This window comes from Pseudomonas sp. TE6288, from assembly GCF_054062095.1.
On the sequence record NZ_JBSSEW010000008.1, the window covers coordinates 105,369 to 124,774 of the forward strand.

A 19,406-nucleotide genomic window follows, 5' to 3' on the forward strand; every position below is an offset into this window, starting at 1 on the left:
TTAAGTGAGCGAACTCATTCGCGTACCTGACATCGGCAGCGGTGAAGGTGAAATCATCGAGCTGTTCGTCAAGGTCGGTGACCGTATCGAGGCCGACCAGAGCCTGCTGACCCTGGAGTCCGACAAGGCCTCCATGGAGATTCCGGCCCCCAAGGCCGGCGTGGTCAAGGAACTGAAGGTCAAGCTGGGCGACCGCCTGAAAGAAGGCGACGAGCTGCTGGTCCTGGAAGTCGAGGGTGCCGCTGCCGCGGCTCCTGAGGCCCCTGCTTCTGAACAGAAGCCCGCTGCCGCGCCTGCCCAGGCTGCTGCCCCAGCGCCTGCCGCCGAAGCCGCCCCTGCTCCGGCCGCAGCCCCGGCTGCCGCCAGCGTGCAGGACATCCACGTGCCGGACATCGGCTCGTCGGGCAAGGCCAAGATCATCGAAGTGCTGGTCAAGGTTGGCGACACCGTCGAAGCCGACCAGTCGCTGATCACCCTGGAGTCCGACAAGGCCTCCATGGAGATCCCGTCGCCTGCCGCTGGCGTGATTGAAGCCGTGCTGTGCAAGCTGGAAGACGAAGTCGGCACCGGCGACCTGATCTTCAAGATCAAAGCCGCTGGCGCTGCTCCTGCTGCTGCTCCGGCACCAGCCGCCGCCGCTCCGGCCAAGGCTGAGGCTGCTCCGGCCGCAGCGCCTGCCGCTGCTGCTCCGGCTGCCGCCCCTGCACCGGTCGCCACCGCGCCGGCCGCCGGCAGCAACGCCAAGGTCCATGCCGGCCCTGCCGTTCGCCAGCTGGCCCGTGAATTCGGCGTCGACCTGGGCTCGGTCGCGGCCACTGGCCCGCACGGCCGTATCCTCAAGGAAGACGTGCAGGTCTACGTCAAGGCGATGATGCAGAAGGCCAAGGAAGCCCCGGCTGCCGGCGCCACTGGTGGTGCTGGCATCCCGCCGATCCCGACCGTCGACTTCAGCAAGTTCGGTGAAGTGGAAGAAGTCGCCCTGACCCGCCTGATGCAGGTCGGTGCCGCCAACCTGCACCGCAGCTGGCTGAACGTGCCGCACGTGACCCAGTTCGACTCCGCCGACATCACCGAGCTGGAAGCCTTCCGCGTCGCGCAGAAGGCCGTGGCCGAGAAGGCTGGCGTCAAGCTGACCGTGCTGCCACTGCTGCTCAAGGCCTGCGCCTTCCTGCTCAAGGAACTGCCAGACTTCAACAGCTCGCTGGCGCCAAGCGGCAAGGCGATCATCCGCAAGAAGTACGTGCACATCGGCTTCGCCGTGGACACCCCGGACGGCCTGCTGGTCCCTGTGATCAAGAACGTCGACCAGAAGAGCCTGCTGCAACTGGCTGCCGAAGCCGCCGCGCTGGCAGAGAAGGCCCGCACCAAGAAGCTCTCGGCCGACGACATGCAAGGCGCCTGCTTCACCATCTCCAGCCTCGGTCACATTGGCGGCACCGGCTTCACGCCGATCGTCAACGCGCCGGAAGTGGCGATCCTCGGTGTGTCCAAGGCGACCATGCAGCCAGTCTGGGATGGCAAGGCCTTCCAGCCGAAACTGATGCTGCCGCTGTCGCTGTCCTACGATCACCGTGTGATCAACGGCGCCGCCGCCGCGCGCTTCACCAAGCGCCTGGGCGACGTGCTGGGCGATATCCGCACCATGCTGCTGTAATAGCTGCACGCTGCCCCTCACTCGAGGGGCAGCACCGTTTTCGAGCTGCCACGCTCGTACCTCAACCCCGCCAATTGGCGGGGCTTTTTTTATCAGCTGCAAGCTGCAAGCTCCTGACCTTCAGATTCCCCCCCACCAGCCGACAACCTGTTCACAGCATCCCGCATGGCCGCTTGCCAGCCCACGGGACATGATGCAACCTTGCCCGATACGCCGTGCCTCAGGCCGCGCCCCAGTTCAAGCGAGTCTTCGATGAAAAGCCAACCCGATGCCGCCAGCCGTGTGGCGGCCGAGGTCGTGACGCAGCTCCCCGTGCCCTCGCGGCTCGGCATGCTGCGTTTCGAACGGCTGAACGAAGCCAGTTGGGCGATGCTTTACCTCGATCCGGCCTGCGACCGCCAGTTCGGCCTGCCCGCCGCCGAGCTCTGCGCCCTGATCGGCTCGCCCTATGCCAGCCTCATGGAGCCGGAGGCGCGCTACAAGCTGCACGACGAGATCCAGTTGCAACTGGCCCAGCGCGGCTATTACCGGGTGTGCTACACCCTGCACGCCAGCCCTGCGCCACTGCGCCTGCTGGAGGTCGGCGAAAGCTACAAGCAGCACAACCGCCAATTGTTGCGTGGCTACCTGACGGCCTTCGATGACCACCAGCAGGACGCCCCCGACCTCGACGCCAACGACCTGGAATCGCGCAACAACCGCCTGCAGCTGGCCCTGCAGCTGAACCAGCGCGCCCAGCAGGAGCAGCTCGAGCACCTGGACCGGGTACGCGCCCAGCAGGACCTGATCCTGCGCCTGGCGCGACAGCGCTACAGCGTCGGCAACTCGCTGCTCGAAGCCGCCGAGCTAATCACTCGCAGCGCCTGCGAGATCTACCGGGTCGACTGCGCCAGCATCTGGTACCTGAACGACCAGCGCCTGGAGCCGATCAGCGCCTGGTACCGCCGCGAACAGCAGCACCGCATGCCCGAAGCGATCGACGCCAGCCGCTTCCCCGACTACCTCGAGGCCCTGCACGCCAGCCGCGCCATCGACGCCCACAACGCCAGCCACGACCCGCGTACCCGCGAAATGGCCGAGTCGCTGTACAGCACCGGCGACAACGCCATGCTCGATGCCAGCATCCGCATCGATGGCCAGGTAGTCGGCGTGCTGTGCCTGGAGCAGACCGGCCAGCCACGTGCCTGGCAGTCGGACGAGATCGCCTTTGCTGGCGAGCTGGCCGACCAGTTCGCCCAGGTCATCAACAACCACAACCGACGCACCGCCGCCAGCGCCCTGCACCTGTTCCAGCGGGCCGTGGAGCAAAGCGCCAGCGCCTTCCTGCTGGTCAACCGCGACGGCGTAGTGGAGTACGTCAACCCCAGCTTCACGGCGATCACCCAGTACAGCACCGAGGAAGTCCAAGGCCACCACCTGGCCGAACTGCCAGCGCTGGAAAACCTCAGCGAACTGCTGTTCGACTCGCCGTCGAGCCTGGCCATGGGCAACAGCTGGCAGGGCGAGTTCAAGAGCCGGCGCAAGAACCTCGAGCCCTACTGGGGACAACTGTCGATCTCCAAGGTGTACGGCGACAATCGCGAACTGACCCACTACATCGGCATCTACGAAGACGTCACCCAGAGCAAGCTGGCCCAGCAGCGCATCGAGCGCCTGGCCTACACCGACAACCTGACCAACCTGGGCAACCGCCCGGCGTTCATCCGCAACCTCGACGAGCGCTTCGCCCGCGACAGCAACAGCCCGATCTGCCTGCTGCTGGTGGACATCGACAACTTCAAGCGGATCAACGACAGCCTCGGCCACCAGACCGGCGACAAGTTGCTGATCAGCCTGGCCCGGCGCCTGCGCAACAGCCTGGCCAACGGCGGCAGCCTGGCGCGCTTCGCCAGCAACGAGTTCGCCGTGCTGCTCGACGACACCAGTCTCGATGACGGCCAGGGCGTGGCCCACCAGCTGCTGCGCACCCTCGACAAGCCGATGTTCGTCGACAACCAGTTGATCAACGTCACCGCCTCCGTGGGCCTGGCCTGCGCGCCAGTGCACGGCAGCGACCCGGCCACGCTGATGAAAAACGCAGGCCTGGCCCTGCACAAGGCCAAGGCCAACGGCAAGCACCAGGTCCAGGTGTTCACCGAAGTGCTCAACGCCGAAGCCAGCTACAAGCTGTTCGTCGAGAACAACCTGCGTCGCGCCCTGACCCAGAACGAACTGGAAGTGTTCTACCAGCCCAAGCTGTGCCTGCGCAGCGGTCGGCTGCTGGGCCTGGAGGCGCTGCTGCGCTGGAACCACCCTGAGCGCGGCATGATCCGCCCCGACCAGTTCATCAGCGTGGCCGAGGAAACCGGCCTGATCATCCCCATCGGCAAGTGGGTGGTGCGCCAGGCCTGCCGCATGAGCCAGCAGCTGCGCGAGGCAGGTCTTGGCAACCTGCACGTGGCCATCAACCTGTCGCCCAAGCAGTTCTCAGACCCGGAGCTGGTAGGCTCGATAGCCGGCATCCTCAAAGAGGAAGCCCTGCCGCCGCACCTGCTGGAACTGGAGCTGACCGAAGGCCTGCTGCTCGAAGCCACCGAAGACACCCACCGCCAGCTCGACGAGCTCAAGGCCCTGGGCCTGACCCTGGCCATGGACGACTTCGGTACCGGTTACTCGTCGCTGAGCTACCTGAAGAAGTTCCCGATCGACATCATCAAGATCGACCGCAGCTTCATCAACGAGATCCCCGACAACCAGGACGACATGGAGATCACCTCGGCGGTGGTAGCCATGGCCCACAACCTCAAGCTCAAGGTGGTCGCCGAGGGCATCGAGACGCCCGAGCAGCTGGCATTCCTTCGCCGCCACCGCTGCGATGTCGGCCAGGGCTACCTGTTCGACCGCCCTATTCCGGGGCGAGAACTGAGCGAAAAACTGCGCCGCTATCCGCGTGGGCCGGTGGACTGACAGCGGCACAAACCTCGGGCACTATAGAAGCCATCCAGGCCTCATCGCCGGCAAGCCGGCTCCCACAGTTGAACGTATGACCCTGTGGGAGCCGGCTTGCCGGCGATTGGGCCAACACCTGTCCAACTGAAAAAACACAGAGGAACGGCCATGGTCCTGCGTTCGGAAATCCTGGTGAACAAAAACGTCCTGCCCACCGCGGAACAGGCCCTGCCTGGCCGTGAAACCCCGATGACCCTGCCCGAGTTCCACTACGTGTTCGAAGGCACCCCGCTGCTCGGCCCGTTCTTCGAAGGCGACATCGACTTCGCCATCTTCGGCCTGGGTTGCTTCTGGGGCGCCGAACGGCGCTTCTGGCAGCGCGAAGGCGTGGTCAGCACCGTGGTCGGCTATGCCGGCGGTTTCACCCCCAACCCGACCTATGAAGAAGTCTGCTCGGGCCTGACCGGCCACACCGAAGTGGTGCTGGTGGTGTTCGACAAGAACAAAGTCAGCTACCGCGAACTGCTGGCGATGTTCTGGGAGCTGCACAACCCGACCCAAGGCATGCGCCAGGGCAACGATGTCGGCACCCAGTACCGCTCGGCGATCTACTGCACCTCGCCGCAGCAGCTCGAGGAAGCCCAGGCCAGCCAGGCCGCCTACCAGGCCGAGCTGAGCAAGGCAGGCTTCGGCGAGATCACCACCGAGATTGCCCAGGCGCCGACCGTGTACTTTGCCGAAGCCTATCACCAGCAGTACCTGGCCAAGAACCCGGACGGCTACTGCGGCATCGGTGGCACCGGTGTGTGCCTGCCGCCCAGCCTGCAGGGCAACTGAGCCATGATCCTGTTCCATTCGCCGTTGTCGCCCTTCGTACGCAAGGTGATGATCGTCTTGCACGAGACCGGCCAGCTGGAGCGCGTCACCGTGCAGGGCGTGAACATCAGCCCGGTGAACGGCGACGAGCAGCTCAACCGGGGAAACCCGATCGGCAAGATTCCGGCCCTGCGCCTGGACGATGGCAGTGTGCTGCACGACAGCCGGGTTATCTGCGAGTACCTCGACAGCCAGCATGTAGGCCTGCCGTTGATCCCCCGCGAGGGTTCGGCGCGCTGGCGGCGGCTGACCCTGGTCTCCCAGGCCGATGCGATCATGGATGCTGCGGTGGCTACCCGCTATGAAACCTTCCTGCGCCCGGCGGACAAGCAGTGGACGGGTTGGGTCGAGGCCCAGGGCGAGAAGATCCGTCGCAGCCTGGCCAACCTGGAGCAGGAACACCTGGCGGAGCTGGCCTCGGGGTTTGATTTGGCCGCGATTGGCGTGGCCTGTGCGCTGGGGTACCTGGACCTGCGCCAGCCTGAGTTCGGCTGGCGTGAAAGGCAGCCAGGGCTGGCGGCGTGGTATACCGAGGTGTCGAAGCGGCCGTCGATGGTGGCTACAGCTCCTGTAGCCTGATCCACCGCAATCGCCGCGGTTCGTCGCCACGACAAGCCGGCTCCCACAGAGTTCAGCGCAATCCTTGTGGGAGCCGGCTTGCCGGCGATTGGGCTGCACAGCAGCCCCAGCATCAACGCCGTATCACAGGAAACAACTGCCCAATCCTCTGCGCCAACCAGCGCCCGATCTCTCTATCCTCCCTCATACGCCCCTCCCCACCCGCGACCAATCCAGCCGGCGGGTCAGCACCATGAACACACCCAGCAGGCCGAAGCACAGCAACGAGCCCATCAGCAATGCGTAGTCCTCGGCGCTGAGCAGCCCGTAGAGCATGCCGTACAACGCCGCCAAACCCGCCGCAAAGCCCACCCCCCGCCCAAGGCTGCGCAGCACGTGCACCAGATAGAAGCCGATCAGCAGCACACAGCCCGACGCCGACAGCCCATAGGCCAGGCCGAACCCCAGGTGCTCCGACAACGACAGCAGCAGCAGGTAGAAGAACGCCAGGGCCACGCCCACCAGGATGTACTGCACCGGGTGCACGCTGAGGTTCTTCAACACCTCGAACAGGAAGAAGCCGGCGAAGGTCAGGGCTATGAACAGCAGCGCGTACTTGATCGCCCGCTCGCTCTTGAGGTACTGGTCCACCGGGTCGACGAAGCTCACGCCGAACGCCCGGTCGGTGAAGTCAGCGCACTTCTGCGCCGTGGCGCACAGGCGCACCGCCTCTTCCAGGTTGGTGGCGAAGAACGTGGTCTGCCAGTGGGCGCTGAAGCCTTTCTCGTCGATGGCGCGGCGGCTGGGCAGGAAGTTGCCGATGAAGCTCGGGTGCGGCCAGTTGGCGCGCATGTCCACGGTACTGCTGCGCCCGACCGGCAGCACGGCCAGTTGCCCGGTGCCCAGCAAGTCCAAATCGAAGGCATAGGTGAACTCCCGGGCCTGCGGTTCGCTGAACTGCGGCAGGTCCACATGCACGCCGCCCGGTAACCAGTCGACACCGTTGCCGGGCTGGAACGGCAGGCGCTGGTCGTCCAACTTCAGTTCAAGGCTGTTCTCGATGCCGCGGATATCACTGATGCCGACCATCAGCCGCGGCTTGTCGAAGCGGTAGTCGTCGTAGTCCTTCTCGATCCCCCAGCGCTCGGGCAGCTTGAAGCGGCCGCTGATCCTGCTCTTGGCATGGAACAAGCGCGCCTGATAGATGCCACGGGCACGCAGCTCGGTATCAACGCCCACATCCATTTCGAAGGTTTCCGGCAAGAAGTACAGCTGGCCATGGACCGTGCTGGTTTCCTGGACACTCTTGCCGTCCTTGTCGATCCAGCGGCGCTCGTACTTGCGATAGGGCACCACCACGACCGGGCCGCTGACCAGCTGGTCAAAGCTGGAGCTCGCGGCGATCTCGCCGAGCACGTTGTTGCGCAGTTGCTGACGTTCGTCGATCAAGCCGCCGATCATCAGCAGGGGAATCAGCAGCAGCAGGATCAGCACGGCGATCAGGCCGAGCTTGAAACCTAGGGTCTTGTTCATGGGGTTGGGCTCCGTTTGCGATGCGGGCAGTGTCTGCCCGCTGCGTGGAGCCCTTGGGGAGGGAATGTGGAGATTGTGTGGAGATTCAGGCTGCTACCCGCGCGCATGCCATGCGCAAATCCCTGTGGGAGCCGGCTCGCCGGCGAAAGGGCCGCAAAGCGGCCCCCGGTAACTCAACTGACGCGCCGCGCCGGCAGCCACAACCTCACTCGCACGCCACCCTCGACGTTGTCCACCGCCAGCGCCCCGCCATGCAACTGCATCACCTCGGCCACGAAGTTCAGCCCCAGCCCGGTGCTCTTGCGCCCGGTCCCGGGCCTTGGCAGCGAATAGAACCGCTCGCTGACCCGGTCCAGGGCATAGTCGGGGATCGCCTGCCCCTGGTTGAACAGGCTCAATGCCACACGCTCGCCATCGCGCTCCAGCTCGAAGGCCAGCGCGCCTTGCTGCGGAGTGAAGTCCAGCGCATTGTCCAGCAGGTTGGCCAGTGCCTGGCGCATCAGGAATGGATCGCACAGCAGCCTGAGGCCCGCCGGAATGCGCTGGCGCACCTGCAACCCGGCACCGTCTATCCTCGTGCCATGGGCCAGCAACAGCTCATCGATCAGCGCCGCCACCGCCACCTGCTGCTCGTCCTCCAGGGCCTGCATCTGTTCGACCCGGGCCAGGTTGAGCAGCCGCTCGATCATCTGCTGCAAGCGGTCGCTCTCGCGCTCGATGTTGCCGGCAAAGCGCGCCCGCTGCTCTTGCGGCATGTCGCCCTGGAGCAGCTCCGAGGCGCCACGGATCGCCGCCAGCGGGCTCTTGAGCTCATGGGTGAGTGTGTGCACGTAGCGTTCGACGTAGGCCTTGCCTTCGAGCTGGGTGCGCATGCGCTCCACCGCCGTGGCCAGTTGCAGCAGCTCGCCGCCCTTGTAGTGCGGCAGCGCGGCACGCTGGCCCTCGCTGACCGCCTGGGCGTAATGAGTGAGGCGGCGCAACGAGCGAGTCAGCCACCACGACAGCGCCGCCCCCACCAACAGGCCGAGCACGATCAGCCCGAGGCCGAGGATCAGCAGGCGCCGCTCGGAGCGGTCGATGTACGGCTGCAGCGAGCTGTTGGGCTTGGCCACGGTGACCACGCCAATGATCTGGCCGCCATCGAGGATCGGCGCCGCCACATGCATCACCGAGGTGCTTTCGTCATCCGGGTCGCTGCGAGTCGAGCGTGCACCGTACTGGCCACGCAAGGTCAGGTAGACGTCATTCCAGCGCGAATAGTCCTTGCCCACGTCCCGGCCGCTGGAGTCGAGCAGTACGACGCCCTTGGCATCGGTCACGTAGATCCGGTGGCTGACCTGGTTTTTCGCCAACCCCCAGATCTGCGCGCTCGGGCGCCGCTCGCCATAGGAGGCCAGTACCTGCGACAGGCGGCTCTGGGTCAGGGTGCCGTTCTTCACATCGTCATGAAGGATCTCGGCCAGCAGGTTGGCTGTGTCCACCAGGGTTTCTTCCGATGACTGACGCACCACCGGGCGGATCTGCTCGCGCACCGTGTTGAGCAGGAAGTAACCCGCCAGGCCGACGAACAGGAAGTACACCAGGAAGATGCGAATCCCCAGGCGCATCAGGCGTGCTCCGGGCTGTAGCTGTAGCCCAGGCCGCGGTGCGTCTGGATCGCCTCGGCGTCGGGCGCAACCTGGCGCAGCTTGGCGCGCAGGCTCTTGATATGGCTGTCGATGGTGCGCTCGTAGCCCACGTCCGAGGCCACGCCCAAGCCATCGAGCAGTTGCTCGCGGCTGAACACCCGGCGCGGTTGCTCGAGCAGGCTTTGCAGCAAACGGAACTCGTGGCGGGTGAGCGCCAGCGCCTGACCCCGGTAGCTGATGCGCATCGCCAGGGTATCGAGCTGGAACGGCGTGCTGTCGCTGGCCACTTCAACCCTCGGCGCCATGCGCTTAAGGATCGCCCGTACCCGCGCCGCCACCTCGCGGGGGCTAAACGGCTTGACCACGTAGTCGTCGGCGCCGATCTCCAGGCCCAGCACGCGGTCGATCTCGGCGTCGCGGGCACTGAGGAACATCACTGGCACCTCGCTGAAGCGGCGCAACTGGCGGCAGGTCTCGAAGCCACTGATATCGGGCAGGCCGATGTCGAGGATCACCAGGTCTGCCGGGCGCAGGCGCTGCTGCTCGACGGCGGCGCTGCCAAGGGTCACCCACTCGGTGCTGTGGCCGTCGGCCTGCAAGGCGTAGATTAGGGTGTCGGCGATGGCGGATTCGTCTTCGACGATGAGGATGTGGGGCATCTGAGCGGCGAGCCTCGAGCTGCAAGCTTCAAGTGAAAGCGGATCGCGGCAACTTACACCGATCCGCCGTTTCTTGCAGCTTGTCGCTCTATGCTTGCAGCTGCTGCATCAGCAGCCCGGATTGCCTGCCGTGAACTTCTCGCGCGGGTCGACCGCCGCCTTGAACTTGCGCAGGGCCTTGGAGCCGATCAACAGCGGATAGCGGAAATTGCTGCGGTCGACCAGGTTGACCTCCACGGTGCGTTTCACATCGCCCAGGCACATTTCCAGGTCGATCACCGGGCGATGCGAGAGCGCTGGCGACTCCTCCTCGTCATCTTCCTCGGCGCGGTTCTTGATCTTGCTGATACGCGACACTTCATGCTCGTAGAGCTTGTCGCTGGCGCCCTCGGTCGCCAGGCGGAAGCGCACCCACTCGTTGCCATCACGGGTGAACATCTCGATGTCCTTGGCCGACAGCGAAGCGGTCCAGGCACCGGTATCCATCTTGGCTTTGAGGGTCTGGCCGATCTCCGGCAGCTTGATGTTCTCGTAACGGCCATAGAGCGTCGGTTCGGCGGCCATTACCGGCAACGCCAGAAGGGACAGCAGGGCAAGCAAGGGTTTCACAGGGCAGGCTTCCTTGAGAGGGGTCAGTGCTTAGACTGTGCGGGCAGGATAGGTTCGTCGCCACAGGTTAAACAACATAATGTGAAACATTTGTCCCAGTTAATGGACGTACGACGTTTGGCTAAGGGCCATACCCTGCTTATCATTGCCAACCGTTCACTTCACACAACAAGAGTCCCCTTATGCGTCGCCTGCTGACCGGCATCCTCACCCTCACCCTGCTGCTGCTCAACACCCTGGTGCTGATCGGCCCGCTGCTGGTCTTCGCCCTGCTCAAGCTGGTGCTGCCGGGCCGTGGCCGCGACTACGCGTCGGCCGCGGTGATGTGGATCGCCGAAACCTGGTCGGAAATCGACAAGGCCATCTTCGCCCTGTGCATCCCCACCCAATGGGACATCCGCGGCGTCGACACGCTGCGCCAGGACACCTCGTACCTGTGCGTGAGCAATCACCAGACCTGGGTGGATATCCCGGCGCTGATCGAGAGCCTCAACCGCCGCGTGCCGTTCTTCAAGTTCTTCCTCAAGAAAGAGCTGATCTGGGTACCACTGCTTGGCCTGGCCTGGTGGGGGCTGGATTACCCGTTCATGAAGCGCTACAGCAAGGCCTTCCTCGACAAGCACCCCGAACTCAAGGGCAAGGACCTGGAGATCACCAAGGCCGCCTGCGAGCTGTTCAAGCGCCAGCCGGTGACCGTGGTCAACTACCTCGAAGGCACCCGCTTCACTGAGGCCAAGCGCGCCGAGCAGCAATCGCCCTACCGCCACCTGCTCAAGCCCAAGGCCGGCGGCGTTGCCTTCGTGCTGGCGGCGCTGGGCGAACAGCTGGATGCGCTGCTCGATGTGACCATCGTCTACCCGGGCGACAAGGCGCCGGGGTTCTGGGACCTGCTCAACGGCAGCATCAGCCGGGTGATCATCGACATCCGCGTGCGCGAGCTGGACCCGGCGCTGTGCGAGGGCGATTACGAGAACGACCCGGCGTTCCGCCAGACCGTGCAGGCCTGGGTCAACCAGCTGTGGCTGGACAAGGACCAGCGGATCGCGCTGTTGCGCGCGGAGATGCGCTGAAACCAATGGCCCTGTCGCGCTCTTGCCCGCGATAGGGCCTACAACTACCTCACCAAACCCCGATTAAAATCCAGATTTATAATCGACATAAAGAACTCTTTGTTTGTCACCACCCACCTGAGTGGATAAAAATCGATCAACCACAACTACAAAAAAAGCCAGGATCGATCGATGGCCAACCCTCCCTGCTCCGCCCCCGCGCAACTGCGCCGCGTCCTGGGCCTGCCCGCCCTGGTGTTCTTCGGCCTGGTGTACATGGTCCCGCTGACCATCTTCACCACCTACGGCATCGTCACCGAACTCACTGGTGGCCGCACCGCCGGTGCCTACCTGGTCACCCTGCTGGCCATGCTGTTCACCGCCACCTCCTACAGTTTCATGGTCAAGCGCTTCCCGGTCGCGGGCTCGGCGTACTCCTACACCAACATGGCCTTCGGCCCCAACGTGGGTTTCCTGGCGGGCTGGTCGCTGCTGCTCGATTACCTGTTCATCCCGATGATCAATTACCTGCTGATCGGGCTGTTCCTCAACATCGCGTTCCCGGCCATCCCGGCCTGGGCCATCGTGCTGGCGGCCATCGCCGTGGTGACCGTGCTCAACGTGGTCGGCATCCACTCGGTGGCCAAGACCAGCAACCTGATCGTCGGCGCGCAGATCGTCTTCATCGGCGTGTTCGTCGCCCTGTCCTGGCAGGGCCTGGCCGGGCAGCCGGTGGACCTGCTGGCGCCGCTGCGCGGTGATGGCAGCGCGCCGGGCTTCGGTGCCCTGATGGCGGGGGCGGCGGTGCTGTGCCTGTCGTTCCTCGGCTTCGATGCCGTGTCGACCCTGGCCGAGGAATGCAAGGACGCCCGCCGCGACGTGCCGCGGGCGATCATCCTCACCACCCTCGGCGCCGGGCTGCTGTTCACCGTGCTGGCCTATGTCAGCCAGCTGGTGCTGCCGGGCAGCACCTTCGCCAACACCGATGCCGCGGCCAACGAAGTGATGATGAAGGCCGGTGGGCAGTTCCTCGCCAACTTCTTCACCGCTGCCTTTGTTGCCGGCAGCCTGGGCTCGGCGCTGGCCTCGCAGGCGGCGGTGTCACGCATCCTGTTTACCATGGGCCGCGACCGCGTGCTGCCGCAGCGCAGCTTCGGCTACCTGTCGCCGCGCTTCGGCACGCCGGTGTTCGCCACCCTGCTGGTGTCGGCGTTCTCGCTGCTGGCACTGGTGATCGACCTGACCACCCTCGCCTCGCTGATCAGCTTTGGCGCGCTGGTGGCGTTCTCGGCGGTGAACCTGGCGGTGGTGAAGACGCACCTGATGGATGACGCCGGACAGCGCACGCCGCTGGGCCTGTTGCGCTACGGCGCGGTACCGCTGGTGGGGTTGAGCCTGACCTTGTGGCTGTGGACCAGCCTGTCGGCGCTGACGCTGGTGATCGGCTTATGCTGGTTTGCCCTGGGGCTGGCGTACCTCGCGGTGCTGACGGCCGGTTTCCGTCGGCCGGTGCGGTTGGTGGATTTCTCCGAGACCGCATAGTCCCACACATTTCCTGTAGGAGCGGGCTTGTCCCGCTCCTGCAAAATCTTGGATCAAACCGACGGGGTGGCTACCGCTGGGTTACCCCACAAACTCCCCAGGTTCTGCAGCAACGACCCGGCAATCCCCTGCTGCCCCAGGTACTGCAGGATCAACGGCGCGAACTGGCCGATCATCCCGGTATCCATGCCCAGCGCCTTGAAGGCGTTGTCCAGGTCATTGCGGTTCTCGACTTCACCGCCCAGCGCATTGCTCAGGGCCGAGCTGTTCTTGTCATTGCCCAGCAACTGCCCCAGCCCGTTCAGCCCACCCAGCGCATTGTTGCCCGACAACAGGTCGAGCCCCGGCACAGCCTTGGTCAACTGCCCGTAGTCATCGCCGCTGAGGTTGTTGCGCGCCAGGCCCAACATGGCCCCGGCGCCGCCGATGGCCTGCTCGGGGGTGATTTTCAACTCGCTGCCCAGCGTATTGAGCAGGTTGGCCTGGGCGGCTGGCGCTTGCCCCTGTGCCTGTGGGTTCTGGTTCTGCATGGCCGAGACGGCATTGGCCGCGTCGCTGAGGTTGAAGGCGAACACCGGGCTTGCGGCCAGGGTCATCAAGGTTGCCAGGGTGAATGCTTTCATCGGGAGGGACCTCGTCGGCCGGAATGGCCGGGAAACGAGGGTTGGACTGGGGGGGCAGAGGTTTGTTCCGGGCCGGCCATCGGTGTTCATCCCAGGGCCCAATCGCTGGCAAGCCAGCTCCCACAGTGGATTGCGCAATAGTCTGAGCCCTGCGCTGTCCCTGTGGGAGCCGGCTCGCCGGCGATGGGCCGCACGGCGGCCCCAGCTATTTCAACCCGGCTGATAGAAGCCCGAGGCAGGCACCTGCTTCAACGCCCCCACCAGCGCATCGACCTGCCCCCAGGCGACGGTCAGGTGCTGCAGGCTGGACGCCTGGAGTTGCTTCAGATCGCCGTCGGTCGCCAGTTCCTGGGCGTGGTAGCCGTCGGTATAGGCGATGAACATGAAATGGCAGACGTTCATCAGCACTTCCTCGATGGGCACGGCGCCTTCGAGGATGGCGGTGGAGAGGGATTGGCCGGGCGGGAGTTGGAATTTGGCGTGGAGGTCTTCGGGTGGGTCGGGGACGATCTTTTTCATAACAGTCACTCGTGTGGTTGAACTGCTCCCGTCCGTTTCCACACGTAGGGTGGCAGTTGTACACGGGGTGGAAAACCGGTCACGAGTAACCCGGTAGGCCATACGGCCTCCCGTGCACAACTGCCATGACGGCAGGAGTCGTGATTGTCGGGTTTCCACACCCGATCGCTGAACCGACAGCGACCGGGAGAGCCTAGTGAGCAGGATTTCCCCGGACAATCAGACGTGCATCGACAGATTGCGTAGGGTATTTCCTTCAACCCCATCCAGTCAGTGAGATACGTCCTGCGAGCAAGTAGGACTCATCTGCGTAACTGACATTTTTGCCAGTTGCTAGCACCGCTCCTTCGTCGCAGAGTCATGCAAAATCGAGCGAACGCCAGGGGTGTGCCGTGAGACAGGGATTCAAAAAAAGCTCAGAAACAGTGCTTTTGGCAACAGACAGGCAGGGATCTGTATTGCACCGGCATAAGCCGCAGGAGCAACACTCCTGCCACTATACCGCATTTGGCTTCGGTCCTCTCAATGGCATGACCCGCTTGCTGGGTTTCACCGGCGTACACCGTGAAAAAAACGATATCTACTTATTAGGCAATGGTTACCGCGGTTACAAAACCGCATTAATGCGTTTCAACTCGCCCGACAGCTGGTCCCCATTTGAGCGCGGAGGTCTGAATAGCTACGCATACTGTCAAGGTGACCCTGTTAACATGACAGACAGGTCCGGACACGCCCTCGACCTCAGCCTCCCTGGCAAAACAAACACTGCATGGCATATTGATAAGTTGTCCGGTTGGCCCGCACTGCTGCTAAATAACAGCGTAGTCGACGGAATTACGACGCACCTACCTGACACCGAAGCCAACAACTTAAAAACACTCGCAAAAAAAACTCAGCGCGTCGCCATCAAAGCATCAAACAAAGCCGCTTTCGAAAACATCACGAGTGACAACTACAGCGACATTCGCGATGCTATTCATGAAGGCACATTTTACATGAAGACTGTTTCACTCGAAGCGGCAGAACACCGTATATACGAACTCCACATGCAACATTCAAAAAGTCTGTGGGGTAATGATGATTCCCTCCCTAGTGGCCGAGATGGGCGCCGCCGTGCAATAGGGCGAGAAACTATTGAACATCGTGAAGATAGCCTTGACAGGCTTGCCGAACATAATGAACGCGCTCAACGCATTCGGGACCGACGCGACAACCCATAGTTAATACCGAACCAGTGAGCTTTACTAGACAAAAATCACTCATGGCGTAATACGGTGGCTATCTCGGGGAGGCAACATGACGAGAAAGTCTATGCTTACATCAGTAAAGGTGTTACTTGGCACAGACAAGAATGGATCTATAATCAGACATTCAAACTCAGCCCAAAACACCATTTCTTATTCAGCTTTTGGCCACAGCCCGCTCAATAGCAGTGAACCCACACTATTGGGATTCAATGCTGAACACAGAGCGCGCTCAGGACTCTACCTGCTCGGAAATGGCTATCGGTCGTATAACCCATCACTGATGCGCTTCAACTCACCAGACAGCTTTAGTCCATTCGATGACGGCGGGATTAATGTGTACGCATATGTACTAAATGACCCCATAAACAAAACCGACCCATCAGGCCACAAGCCGGTGCTACCGCTTTTAAACAGTCAGGGGGTGCTTGTTCTTTCGCAGCCCAGAAAGCTTCAACGTGATTCACTGCTCATAAAAGCTCACGGACTTCCAGGTGCAGTACGAGCCAACGACAAAAAAATGAGCGCAGCACAATTCACCAATTTCCTATCAGACAATAAAATAAATTTAAAAAAATTCAAAAAAATTCATATCTCAATATGCGACTCAGCCACCCCAGATGCCAATGGAAAAATATTCGCCCAGGAACTATCTAACATTTCAGGCCGCAAGGTAAAAGGCTATGAGGGGACGGTATTCGACTTACGTAGCGAATATCTAAATACAGGAAAGGTCGACCTAGAAATCCTTAAAACAGACCGCAGAGGAGCACTTACCGACGCTAACTTTGAAGTTAGCGAGACAGAACCTTTCAACTACAAACCCAGGACCTTCTTCCCCATGCAAGATAGCAGTATCGACTTACGTAGGGTCTAACCCGCAAAGTCACTGGCCGTTTTCAAAAAACTACAACGCCCCAAAAGGGGCGCTGTAGTTAACATCTTACGCCGCACTAAATGTCTTATGCGGATCAATCACAAACTTCTTCGGCACCCCTGCATCAAACTCGCCATACCCCTCCGGCGCCTGGTCCAGGCTGATCACCTGCACCCCCACCACTTCGGCGATATTGATGCGGTCCCACATGATCGCCTGCATCAGCTGGCGGTTGTACTTCATGGTCGGGGTCTGCCCGGTGTGGAAGCTGTGGGACTTGGCCCAGCCGAGGCCGAAGCGAATGCTCAGCGCGCCGATCTTGGCGGCGGCATCCACCGCGCCCGGGTCTTCGGTCACGTACAGGCCCGGAATGCCGATGTTGCCGGCCACGCGGGTCACTTGCATCAGCGAGTTGAGCACGGTGGCCGGGGCTTCGTGTTTGGCGCCTTCATGGCCATGGCCACGGGCTTCGAAGCCGACGGCATCGACGGCGCAGTCCACTTCCGGCTCGCCGAGGATATCGACGATCTGCTCGTGCAGCGGGGTGTCCTTGGACAGGTCGACCACCTCGAAACCTTGGGATTTGGCGTGGGCCAGGCGCAGCGGGTTGAGGTCGCCGACGATCACGCAGGCGGCGCCCAGCAGGCGGGCGGACGCCGCGGCGGCCAGGCCGACCGGGCCGGCTCCGGCGACATACACCGTGCTGCCCGGGCCAACGCCAGCAGTGACAGCGCCGTGGTAGCCGGTGGGGAGGATATCGGACAGGCAGGTCAGGTCGCGAATCTTCTCCATCGCCTTGTCGCGGTCCGGCAGTTTCAGCAGGTTGAAGTCGGCGTACGGCACCAGCACGTATTCAGCCTGGCCGCCGGTCCAGTCGCCCATGTCGACGTAGCCGTAGGCGCCGCCGGCGCGGGCCGGGTTGACGGTAAGGCAGACACCGGTGTGCATCTCTTTGCACGAGCGGCAGCGGCCGCAGGCGACATTGAACGGCACCGACACCAGGTCGCCGATCTTCAGGCGCTCGACGTCACGCCCCATCTCGACGATTTCACCGGTGATTTCGTGGCCCAGCACCAGGCCGACCTGGGCGGTGGTGCGGCCGCGGACCATGTGCTGGTCGGAGCCGCAGATGTTGGTGGAGACCACCTTGAGGATGACACCATGCTCGATCTTCTTGCCGCGCGGGTCCTGCATCTTGGGGTAGTCGATCTTCTGCACCTCGACCTTGCCCGCGCCGAGATACACCACTCCACGGTTACCAGACATGCTTCTTACCTCGCTTGATTTGTATTTATGCAGCGGTGGTGGAAAGCGCCGCCTTTCCGTGGGCGGCCTGTGTTACTGGAATGAAGGGATTGTGGGCTTGATGGGGGATGGGGCGGTGACTGGATGCGACAGGGGGATGCCTGTTTGCGGCGGACATCGCTGGGGCCGCTGCGCAGCCCATTCGCTGCGGTTCGTCGCCACGACAAGCCAGCTCCCACAGAGGTGCGCGCACTGTACCTGTGGGAGCTGGCTTGCCAGCGAAAGGGCCGCAAAGCGGCCCCAGCGATCTATCAGAGAACCACGGTGCGATTGGCGTTGAGGAACACCCTTCTTTCGATGTGATACCCCACCGCCCGCGCCAGGGTCAGGCACTCGATGTCCCGCCCTTTGGCGATCAGGTCTTCCGGGTAGTGGCTGTGGTCCACCACCTCCACGCCCTGGGCGATGATCGGCCCTTCGTCCAGGTCGTTGTTGATGTAGTGCGCGGTGGCACCCACCATTTTCACGCCCTTGTTATAGGCCTGGTGATACGGCTTGGCGCCCTTGAAGCCAGGCAGCAACGAGTGGTGGATGTTGATCGCCCAGCCATCCAGCCGGCGGCACAGCTCCGGCGACAGCACTTGCATGTAGCGGGCAAGAATGACCAGTTCGGCGCCGCTCTCCTCGATCACCTGCAGCACCTTGCGCTCCTGCGCCGGCTTGTCGTTGGGGTCGAGGGCGAAGTGGTAGTACGGAATCTTGTGCCAGTGCGCCAGGGGCTCCAGGTCGGGGTGGTTGGACACCACCGCGACCACGTCCATCGCCAACTGGCCAATGCGTTGGCGGTACAGCAGGTCGTTCAGGCAATGGTCGGCCTTGGACACCATGATCACCACCTTGGGGCGGTGGTTCGGCGCGGTCAGCTCAAAGGCCATGCCGAAGGCTTCGCTGCGTTCGGCGAGGCCGGCGCGGAAGCCCTCCTCGTCGAAGCCGTCCGCGGCGCGGAACTCCACACGGATGAAGAACCGCCCCGACAGCCGGTCATCGAAGGAATGGTGCTCGGTGACGTAGCAGCGCTGCTCGTAGAGATGACGCGTCACCACATCGACCGTGCCGAGCATGCTCGGGCAGTCGGCAGTGAGAATCCAGGTGTCCGGTGCCCGACTCATGGGTAATGCTCCTTAGGCTTCGATGGCCAGGCCGTATTCGGCCGATGCGTCCTGCAGCCACAGCCACCAGTAGTCGGAGAAGCTGCGGCGAATCACCAACTCCCAGGTGTCCTCGGCGGTACGGCGGATCACCAGTTGCGACTTGGCGAACACGGTGCCAACGGCCTTGCCGACCGGGAAGTTGTTCGGGTGTACATCGTAGCTGGTGGATTTCATCAGCACGTCGCGCACGTTGGGGCCGCGCAGCTCGAGCAGGGTCTGCCCGCCGGTGACGTTGACCACCTGGATGTGCTGGCCGTCGAGGGCGTCGCGCAGCTTCTGCTCGACGGCGAACTCCTGGCCGCCGGGGACGATCAGCAGCCACTCGTCCGGGCCCACCCACTGCAGCGACATCTCGCTGTTGGCGACCACGGTCAGGGCCACCGGCAGCTCCAGGCCCAGGGCCTTGTGCACGCCGCCGGCAAAGGCCTGGTCATGGCCGTCGCCACGCAGGGTCAGGTGGCCGAGCAATTTCTTTTCGCGCAGGGTCACGCCTGCGTTCTTGCGGCCCTTGCCGACCAGGCTGGCCAGGTCGGCGTGGTGCAGTGGCGACTGGGCCTTGGCGTCAGGGCCTGGGTTTTGCTGGAAGACGTTGATAGCGCTCATTTCTTACCTGCCTTGAATTCGTGTTCGTCGAAGCGATGCAGCAACTGG

At 63.1% G+C, this 19,406-nt stretch carries 17 protein-coding genes; 8 read left to right on the forward strand and 9 right to left on the reverse strand.

What is annotated here, in order from left to right:
• The first annotated feature begins 4 nt into the window (after positions 1 to 4).
• The 4 genes from aceF (at position 5) to ACVWY1_RS10240 (ending at position 6,037) form a co-directional block, all read left to right on the forward strand.
• Entirely contained in the window at positions 5 to 1,654 is a 1,650-nt protein-coding gene (gene aceF, locus ACVWY1_RS10225; RefSeq protein ID WP_457378220.1) for a dihydrolipoyllysine-residue acetyltransferase, read from the forward strand.
• 252 nt (positions 1,655 to 1,906) lie between these two features.
• Complete coding sequence (locus tag ACVWY1_RS10230) at positions 1,907 to 4,600, forward strand: putative bifunctional diguanylate cyclase/phosphodiesterase (RefSeq protein ID WP_277502521.1); 2,694 nt, start codon at positions 1,907 to 1,909, stop codon at positions 4,598 to 4,600.
• A 150-nt stretch (positions 4,601 to 4,750) separates the two neighbouring features.
• Positions 4,751 to 5,419, forward strand: a complete 669-nt coding sequence (msrA, locus tag ACVWY1_RS10235) for a peptide-methionine (S)-S-oxide reductase MsrA (protein ID WP_102681873.1) — start codon at positions 4,751 to 4,753, stop codon at positions 5,417 to 5,419.
• 3 nt (positions 5,420 to 5,422) lie between these two features.
• A complete protein-coding gene (locus tag ACVWY1_RS10240; protein ID WP_198753782.1) occupies positions 5,423 to 6,037 on the forward strand; it encodes a glutathione S-transferase in 615 nt (204 codons plus the stop codon).
• Positions 6,038 to 6,220: 183 nt separating this feature from the next.
• Here ACVWY1_RS10240 and creD read toward each other — a convergent pair whose 3' ends face one another.
• The 4 genes from creD to rloA2 form a co-directional block, all read right to left on the reverse strand.
• The gene (gene creD, locus ACVWY1_RS10245) at positions 6,221 to 7,549 is read right to left on the reverse strand and encodes a cell envelope integrity protein CreD (RefSeq protein WP_046857437.1); all 1,329 of its coding nucleotides are present in this window, start codon (positions 7,547 to 7,549) and stop codon (positions 6,221 to 6,223) included.
• Positions 7,550 to 7,722: 173 nt separating this feature from the next.
• Entirely contained in the window at positions 7,723 to 9,156 is a 1,434-nt protein-coding gene (gene creC / locus ACVWY1_RS10250; protein ID WP_457378221.1) for a two-component system sensor histidine kinase CreC, read from the reverse strand.
• Positions 9,156 to 9,836: a two-component system response regulator CreB gene (creB, locus tag ACVWY1_RS10255; RefSeq protein ID WP_038707205.1), complete on the reverse strand. Its 681-nt coding sequence runs from the start codon at positions 9,834 to 9,836 to the stop codon at positions 9,156 to 9,158. Before creB ends, creC begins: the two co-directional genes overlap by 1 nt.
• Positions 9,837 to 9,944: 108 nt before the next feature.
• Positions 9,945 to 10,445 carry a retropepsin-like aspartic peptidase RloA2 gene (gene rloA2 / locus ACVWY1_RS10260; protein WP_094011550.1) on the reverse strand — a complete coding sequence of 167 codons (501 nt, stop codon included), beginning with the start codon at positions 10,443 to 10,445 and terminating at the stop codon, positions 9,945 to 9,947.
• A gap of 182 nt (positions 10,446 to 10,627) precedes the next feature.
• Between rloA2 and ACVWY1_RS10265 the strand changes: the two genes are divergently transcribed.
• Together ACVWY1_RS10265 and ACVWY1_RS10270 are read left to right on the forward strand one after the other, a co-directional pair.
• Positions 10,628 to 11,515, forward strand: coding sequence for an acyltransferase (locus ACVWY1_RS10265; protein ID WP_102681868.1), 888 nt, complete (start codon positions 10,628 to 10,630; stop codon positions 11,513 to 11,515).
• 171 nt (positions 11,516 to 11,686) lie between these two features.
• A complete protein-coding gene (locus tag ACVWY1_RS10270) occupies positions 11,687 to 13,036 on the forward strand; it encodes an APC family permease (protein ID WP_457378222.1) in 1,350 nt (449 codons plus the stop codon).
• Between the two features lie 53 nt (positions 13,037 to 13,089).
• Here ACVWY1_RS10270 and ACVWY1_RS10275 read toward each other — a convergent pair whose 3' ends face one another.
• Both ACVWY1_RS10275 and ACVWY1_RS10280 read right to left on the reverse strand, forming a co-directional pair.
• Complete coding sequence (locus tag ACVWY1_RS10275) at positions 13,090 to 13,659, reverse strand: DUF2780 domain-containing protein (protein WP_139667966.1); 570 nt, start codon at positions 13,657 to 13,659, stop codon at positions 13,090 to 13,092.
• Between the two features lie 210 nt (positions 13,660 to 13,869).
• On the reverse strand, positions 13,870 to 14,178 hold the full coding sequence (locus ACVWY1_RS10280; protein WP_046857444.1) for a hypothetical protein: 309 nt from the start codon (positions 14,176 to 14,178) through the stop codon (positions 13,870 to 13,872).
• Between the two features lie 392 nt (positions 14,179 to 14,570).
• On the opposite strand from ACVWY1_RS10280, the gene ACVWY1_RS10285 reads away from it, so the two are divergent.
• A complete protein-coding gene (locus tag ACVWY1_RS10285; RefSeq protein ID WP_457378223.1) occupies positions 14,571 to 15,398 on the forward strand; it encodes an RHS repeat-associated core domain-containing protein in 828 nt (275 codons plus the stop codon).
• A 76-nt stretch (positions 15,399 to 15,474) separates the two neighbouring features.
• Positions 15,475 to 16,299, forward strand: a complete 825-nt coding sequence (locus ACVWY1_RS10290; protein ID WP_457378224.1) for an RHS repeat-associated core domain-containing protein — start codon at positions 15,475 to 15,477, stop codon at positions 16,297 to 16,299.
• Between the two features lie 66 nt (positions 16,300 to 16,365).
• Here ACVWY1_RS10290 and fdhA read toward each other — a convergent pair whose 3' ends face one another.
• From fdhA to ACVWY1_RS10305, 3 genes are all read right to left on the reverse strand, one after another.
• Positions 16,366 to 17,565, reverse strand: coding sequence for a formaldehyde dehydrogenase, glutathione-independent (gene fdhA / locus ACVWY1_RS10295; RefSeq protein WP_046787516.1), 1,200 nt, complete (start codon positions 17,563 to 17,565; stop codon positions 16,366 to 16,368).
• A 290-nt stretch (positions 17,566 to 17,855) separates the two neighbouring features.
• Positions 17,856 to 18,713: a formyltetrahydrofolate deformylase gene (purU, locus tag ACVWY1_RS10300; protein ID WP_023631289.1), complete on the reverse strand. Its 858-nt coding sequence runs from the start codon at positions 18,711 to 18,713 to the stop codon at positions 17,856 to 17,858.
• Between the two features lie 12 nt (positions 18,714 to 18,725).
• Positions 18,726 to 19,358, reverse strand: a complete 633-nt coding sequence (locus ACVWY1_RS10305) for a sarcosine oxidase subunit gamma (protein WP_277502515.1) — start codon at positions 19,356 to 19,358, stop codon at positions 18,726 to 18,728.
• Between the last annotated feature and the right edge of the window lie 48 nt (positions 19,359 to 19,406).